Origin of the sequence: Delftia sp. ZNC0008, assembly GCF_000799035.1 — a bacterium.
Lineage (GTDB): Bacteria > Pseudomonadota > Gammaproteobacteria > Burkholderiales > Burkholderiaceae_C > Comamonas > Comamonas tsuruhatensis.
The window spans coordinates 1-6,349 of the sequence record NZ_JTKZ01000660.1 but is presented as its reverse complement, the minus strand read 5'-3'; the positions used below and the strand labels follow the sequence as shown (position 1 = coordinate 6,349).

At 63.6% G+C, this 6,349-nt stretch carries 7 protein-coding genes; 1 reads left to right on the top strand and 6 read right to left on the bottom strand.

The genetic code is table 11. The features are described 5' to 3' along the window. The 3 genes from L995_RS21730 to L995_RS33335 form a co-directional block, all read right to left on the bottom strand. The coding region (locus L995_RS21730; RefSeq protein ID WP_047473676.1) for a methyl-accepting chemotaxis protein at positions 1-1,317 on the bottom strand (1,317 nt) is incomplete at its 3' end. A gap of 93 nt (positions 1,318-1,410) precedes the next feature. Then, complete coding sequence (locus tag L995_RS21725; RefSeq protein WP_017406014.1) at positions 1,411-2,604, bottom strand: helix-turn-helix domain-containing protein; 1,194 nt, start codon at positions 2,602-2,604, stop codon at positions 1,411-1,413. Positions 2,605-2,785: 181 nt separating this feature from the next. Next, positions 2,786-3,136, bottom strand: a complete 351-nt coding sequence (locus L995_RS33335; protein WP_156136111.1) for a hypothetical protein — start codon at positions 3,134-3,136, stop codon at positions 2,786-2,788. A gap of 102 nt (positions 3,137-3,238) precedes the next feature. Between L995_RS33335 and L995_RS21720 the strand changes: the two genes are divergently transcribed. Continuing rightward, positions 3,239-4,732, top strand: coding sequence for an Ig-like domain-containing protein (locus L995_RS21720; protein ID WP_269431533.1), 1,494 nt, complete (start codon positions 3,239-3,241; stop codon positions 4,730-4,732). Between the two features lie 51 nt (positions 4,733-4,783). Here L995_RS21720 and L995_RS21715 read toward each other — a convergent pair whose 3' ends face one another. From L995_RS21715 to L995_RS21705, 3 genes are all read right to left on the bottom strand, one after another. Beyond that, entirely contained in the window at positions 4,784-5,077 is a 294-nt protein-coding gene (locus L995_RS21715; protein WP_047473674.1) for a type II toxin-antitoxin system RelE/ParE family toxin, read from the bottom strand. After that, the gene (locus tag L995_RS21710; protein ID WP_047473673.1) at positions 5,065-5,355 is read right to left on the bottom strand and encodes a CopG family ribbon-helix-helix protein; all 291 of its coding nucleotides are present in this window, start codon (positions 5,353-5,355) and stop codon (positions 5,065-5,067) included. Before L995_RS21710 ends, L995_RS21715 begins: the two co-directional genes overlap by 13 nt. An 80-nt stretch (positions 5,356-5,435) precedes the next feature. After that, on the bottom strand, positions 5,436-6,349 hold a 914-nt coding region (locus L995_RS21705; protein WP_047473672.1), incomplete at its 5' end, for a ferritin-like domain-containing protein.

Here is a 6,349-nt window from a genome sequence, read left to right as displayed (position 1 = left end):
CCGCGTCACCTGGCGGGAGCCGGCGGCGACCTTGCCCACGCTCTCGCTGATCAGGCCCTTGATCTCCTTGGCCGCATTGGCGCAGCGCTGGGCCAGCGAGCGCACCTCCGAGGCGACCACCGCAAAGCCCTTGCCCTGTTCCCCGGCACGCGCGGCCTCCACGGCGGCGTTGAGCGCGAGGATGTTGGTCTGGAAGGCGATGGCGTCGATCACGCCGATGATTTCCCCGATCTTGCGCGAGCTGTGCGTGATGTCCTCCATGGTGCTGACCACGCCATGCACCACCTCGCCGCCGTGCACGGCCGTGGCGCTGGCCGACTGGGCCAGGCCCGAGGCACTGCGCACCGTGTCCACGTTCTGCTGAATGGTGGCGGTCATCTGCTCCATGGAGGCGGCCGTCTCCTCCAGGTTGGCGGCCTGCTCCTCCGTGCGAGCGCTCAGGTCGGCGTTGCCCGAGGCGATCTGGCTGGCGCCCGTGGCAATCGATTCGCTGCTGTGGCGCACCTGGCTGACGATGCCGGCCAGGCTGGCGCGCATGGCCTCCAGGCTGGCCAGCAGGCTGGTGGTATCGCCCCGGCGCAGCTGCACGTTCACCGCCAGGTTGCCCTTGGCCACTTCCTGCGTGACCTGGGCCGCGTAGGCCGGCTCGCCACCGAGCAGGCCCTTGATGCGGCGGGTGATGGCCCAGGCCACCAGCGCACCCAGCAACAGCGAGGCCAGGGCCAGCGACAGCATCTGCCGGCCGGCGGCCAGCGATTTGCCTTCGGTGGCCTGGGCCGTTTCCGTGGCACGCACCTGCTGGTGGGCCAGCATGTCGTTGATGGCGGCAAAGAACGCGTCCTGCTGCCTGCGGAACTCTCCGCTGCTGCCCAGCATGGCCGAGACGGTGGGCAGGTCATGCCGCATGGCCGCGGCCATGAACTGGTCCAGCAGCGGCAGGTAGGCGGTGCGCGCATTCCTCATGCGGTCGTACAGGGCGATGCCCTGCGGCGTGGTCAGTCCCTCGCGGAACTGCTCCATGAGCTGGCCTATCTTCTGGCGCTGCGTGTCCAGCGTGGCCTTGGCCAGGGCCTTTTCCGCAGGGTCTTCGATCAGCGCCAGACTGCGCACGCCGCGGAAGATGAACTCCACCGAGCTCTTGACCTCCACCAGCCTGAGCAGGCTGGTGATGCGCGTGTCGGCCAGGTAGGAGACATCGTCCGAGGCCTGGATCAGCCGCGCTCGGCCCAGCAGCGCAATCGACAGCGCGATGAGGATGAGAACCGAGAAACCCAGACCCAGCATGGAGCCCGTTTTCATATTCTTCAGATATTTCATGCGTCTTCCTTTGCGTCCTACTTTGCGTGTTGCTTCGGGTGATCGATAGGGCCTGAATACACGCCCGTTATATGCATTCCAGGATTTTTCAAATCACGTCAGCCGGTGGTGCCGAACCCAGGCCGATGGCGGTATCCCATAATGGCCGGAAAAATCCCTGGAAAATGTGGAGAGGGAGGAATATCCAAGCCGGGAGGAAATCTGTCCTATGCTTTGATCCGTGGTCAGCAAGGATTCCGCAGCCAGGTGGATACGGCTTTGTCTTATATATTCACCAATGCTGCATGATCGGCTATGGCGAAATGAAACTTCCAGCGTGCGGCGGCTGACGCGGCAATGGTCGGCAATGGACTGCACCAGCAGTTTCTTGTCCAGGTTGTCTTCTATGTATTGAAGGGCGCGTTTCACATAGGCAGGTTCCAGGTCATGCAACCGCGCCTCGTCCATGGCCGTGAATCGTGATTTCTCCAGATAAGGACTGATGGCCATGCTCTTGAGTCGCATGATGTTCAGCGCCTTCAGCGTGGACAGTGCGCCCGCGAAATCGCCCTGCGTTTCCTGTATGTGGTACTCATAGACCAGCGCATTGCGGTGCAGGCCCTCCAACTGGTAGGTCTGCGCCGTGGACTTGGCCAGTACGGCGGCCTGCAGCGCCTGTCCGTACTGGCGCTTGCTGCAATGCACCAGCGCACTGCTGAGCCAGGCCCAGCCTGCAATGGGCGGGTTCTTGGCCTGGTAGTGGATGCCGATGCGCTCAATGGAGCGGACCACGGCGGCAGCCTCGCGCCGGCCCGACTCCAGCCCCTTGAGCGACAGCCGCAGCAGCTCGCTGTACGGCCAGGCCAGGCCCGCTGGCAGCTGGCGGCCCACATTCCCCAGCAGGTCCTGCAAGGCAACGCTGTCGGGCGCAGCGGCACCCAGCTGGACCAGGCCTGAATCGGGCGGCGGCCCGCACCACAGGTCCTGGTGGTTTTTATAAAGAAAGACCTTCCAGAGGATTTGCGCCCGGGCCCAGGTGATCAGGGCGGGGAGCCAGGGGCTGTCTCCGGGCGCCATTTGCGCAAAATCATGGTCCTTGCCTTCGATCAATTGCAGGGCGGTATCGAGCTCGCCCAGCCGGCCATGCGCCAGCGCCAGCACATAGGTGGCGCGCACCAGGGCCTCGGGCGGCAGCAGCGCGGGATTGGCCATGGCCGCCGTGGCCAGTGAAATGGCATTGCGCTCCTCACCCAGCTGGCAATGGATGAAGGCCGCTGCGATGCGCGACGACACCGCGCGGTCAGGCATGCGGTGCAATTCGAAAATCGCCTGCGCTTCCTGAATATGCCTGAGTACCAATGATGGATATATCGGCGGCTCCGGCCATTTGCAGGCCTGCAGCAATTGCTCGGCCCGGCTGATTTTATTGTTTCCCTGATCAGTACGCTGGTGATGGTCGGATATTATTCTCCACAATCTGGATGCGCTCTCATCTGGGTGGCCGTGGATGTTGTGCGTCAAAAGATGGATTGAGTAAGAATTCTTGCATGAAAAAATCAATGATCCTGCTCGATTGATGCATTTTCATGATGAATGCATCTGTGGGGTGGCGCAGGCCTGTCCCATGGGAAACACTGATTGACTGGAGGAATCTTACAGGCTGAATAAACAATTGTTTACATTTGGAAAAGCTTTCTCTTGTCAGATTGCGCAGGCGTTTGTCTTTTTGCGAAACTTTCTCCGGATCCATTGACTTAATTCGCTGATGCGGCTCGGTTTTTCTGATGGGAACAATCACAAAGGCCCGCGAGAAAATCCCTGAGTTTTCTAGGGTTGTCACAAGTCGAGTGATATGCGGCCCGCATGTGGGCGGGGTGGATCTGGGCCGGTACCTGCCAGGCAAGGGCGGGCGGTCGGACGAGCTGGGCGCATTGGAGGGGTCGTGCGGCCTTCGAGCGGCCCTTGCCAGAGCCGGTGCCCGCTGGCCAATTACCTGCTTTTCAGCTACACCCACAACGGCAGCGAGACCACTTCCGACAGCTTCACCTACCGTGCCAGCGATGGGCAGGCCAATGGAAACATCGCAACCGTCTCCATCACGATCACCCCCGTGAACGATGCACCGGTCGCCGTGGCAGACCACGTGACCGTTGCCGCGGACACGACGGTAAGCATCACTTTTGCCACGCTGCTGGCCAATGATACGGATGCCGAAGGCGACAGCCTGACCATCACCTCGGTTCATTCGCCGCTCAATGGCAGTCTTGCATTGCAGGCGGGCGGGGTGCTGTTCACGCCCGCGGCAGGCTACGAAGGACCGGCCAGCTTTCTCTACGACGTCAGCGATGGGCGCGGCGGCACCAGTATCGGCACGGTCAATCTGTCAGTTGGAGCGGCCAGCGCTTCTTCGGTCGTTGTCCTGAAGTCCCTGCTGGCCATCGCACACGGCACCGGCGGGACCAGCGTCAGGTTTCCGATAACCACGAAGCTGGTGGATGCGGATGGCTCGGAAACCCTGTCGATCAGGATCGCTGGAGTGCCCAACGGCCCGTCCTTCAATGCGGGCACCAACCTGGGAGGCGGTGTCTGGCGATTCACCGAGGCCGACCTGCCCAATCTCACCCTGAATCTGCCAGGCAGCTACACCACGAATGCCACGCATCTCACGGTGCAGGTCACGGCCACGGAGTTGAGCGGAGGCTTTACGGCAGCAACATCCACCGTGGTCACGCTCAAGGCCTCGTACACGACCGTGGATGTCACCACGACAGAGAGCGGCAGCTATTCGGGCAGCTCGGCCAACGAATACATCACGGGCGGCAACGGCGCCAACATCATCAACGCCGGCAACGGAAACAACGTTGTTCATGGCGGCGCTGGCGACGACATTCTGTCTGCAGGCACCGGCTCCGACACGCTGATGGGCGGCAGCGGCAACGATACCCTCAACGCGGGGTCGGGCACGGACCTGTTGGCCGGGGGCTCCGGTGACGACCTGTTGATAGGCGGCGATGCGGGCGAGAACTTTGTGGATGTCTTTGCCTGGTCGCTGGGAGACCAGGGGGCGGCGGGAACACCGGCCTTGGACCGAATCCAGAACTTCGCCACTGCGGCCGCGGGAGCCAACGGCACAGGCGGTGATGTACTGGACCTGCGCGACCTGCTGCAGGGTGAATCCGCAGGCCCCGGCAATGCCGCAGGCAACCTGGCCGATTACCTGCACTTCGCGGTCACTGGCGGCCATACCGTGGTCCATGTCAGCCACACGGGCGGCTTCGGCGCAGACTCGCATGCAGTGGGTGCGGGCTACTCGGCAGCGGCCGAGACGCAGCGGATCATCCTGGAAGGCGTGGACCTGCAGACGCTGTATTCCGGCGCCACCACGGACCAGCAGATCATCACGCAGCTGCTGAACAACAAATTGATGGTGGATTGAGGCTGGGGTTGCCGCCGGAGTGTTGCAAGGCTGGGCGAGGTCTACGACACATCAGTCGTAGCCAGCTTCGCGTTGATGCCTGATGGCCAGAATCACGATTTCTTCACTACTCACGCGGTAGCGGGCGACATAGCCACTGTGGCCGAAATCGATCATCCATTCCCGGAACTCGTTGGGCATTGCATCCACGGGTCGGCCTATGCCCGGTTGGAGTGCCAGAACCTGCATTTCCTGCCGGATGGCCCCGGCCGCGCGTCTCGCGGCGTCTGCATTCTTGCTGGCCAGAAAACGATAAAGGCGCTGCACGTCGCGCAGCGCCTGGGGTGACCAGCTCAGCCGTGGCACTCCGGCGGCTCGATATCGTTGCCCTGTTCCAGCTGTGCAAGCCAGGCGTCGGCTTCGGCGGCCGTCGCATGTTGACCGCTGGCCTGATGCTGCTCCCAGGCTTTCAGCGTGTCGCGGCGAAAGGCGTCGCGTTTTTCCTCGCGCTCCACGTATTGGCTGATGGCATCCTGCATCAATGCATGGGCGGAGCGGTGGCGCACATCGGCCAGATGTTCCATCCTCGCCTTGATGTCATCGTCGATCTCGATCGCTACCGAGTGAGCACTTGCCGTTGCCATGATCAGCCCCCGTCATTTCATCGCGCTGACCTTAGCACAAGGCTGTCGTCAGGGCCTTGGCGCAGCCGCAGCCCCTTTGCCTACATGAAATTGCGCGTATGCAGCGAAGCCAGCCGCTCCGCATGCCCACGCTCGAACCCCAGCCGCAGCAGCTTGGAAAACCGGCCGTCTGCCATGTCGCGCATGAGCTGCTGCACGCGGGCGGCGCCACGGGCCAGGGCCTCGGGGGTGAGGGTGCCGGCCGCGATGAGGATCAGGGCGTCGAAGACTTCCTCGTTCAAGCCCGAGGTGCCGGCCAGGTTGTCGAAGCGCTGCTCCACGGCCTGGGCCAGCTGGTGCTGGAAGCCGGGCTCGTGCTGCAGGCGGTACAGCAGGTGGGACATGCCCAGGGCCACATGGCGCGCCTCGTCGCGCGCGGCCAGGCGGCAGATCTGGCGTGTGAGGGGGTCGGGCGCCTCGGTCTGCAGGAACTGCAGCAGGTGTACGAAGGTGCCTTCGCCCAGCACCGACAGCAGGAAACCCGCCACGGAAAAATCCGTCTCGTCCAGCAGGCTCTTGAGCGAGGCCTGGCCACCCGCCGTGGACAGCGCGGGCTCGCGGCCATGGCGGCGGATGCGGCGCGTGAAGACATCGATGTGCCGCGCCTCGTCGGCCACCTGGATGGCCAGCGCCGCCTGCAGCTCGCGGTAGTGCGGGTGCAGCTGGCCGAGGAAGCGCGCAGGCACCAGCAGGGCCGCGTTCTCGTTCTCCACCATGTAGGTCATGAGCTGGACGATGGCGTCCTCCACGGGCGCGGGCAGCTCGGGTGCGTCGTTCCAGTCGATATCGGTGTCGGCATTCCACTGCGCGGCCACGGCCTGGGCGTAGAGGTCGGAGGCGCTGTCGGTCCAGACCTGCAGCTTGTCGCTGAGCCGGAAATGGAAGGCCGGCGCCCCGGCTTCCACCTGCGCGCCACGCGCGGCCAGGCCCCAGAAAGGCTGGGCCTGCGACGCGG

Excerpts from the sequence above, each read along its gene's own strand:
- L995_RS21725 (WP_017406014.1), bottom strand. The coding sequence starts at position 2,604 with ATGCCTGACCGCGCGGTGTCGTCGCGCATCGCAGCGGCCTTCATCCAT.
- L995_RS21710 (WP_047473673.1), bottom strand. The coding sequence starts at position 5,355 with ATGGCAACGGCAAGTGCTCACTCGGTAGCGATCGAGATCGACGATGAC.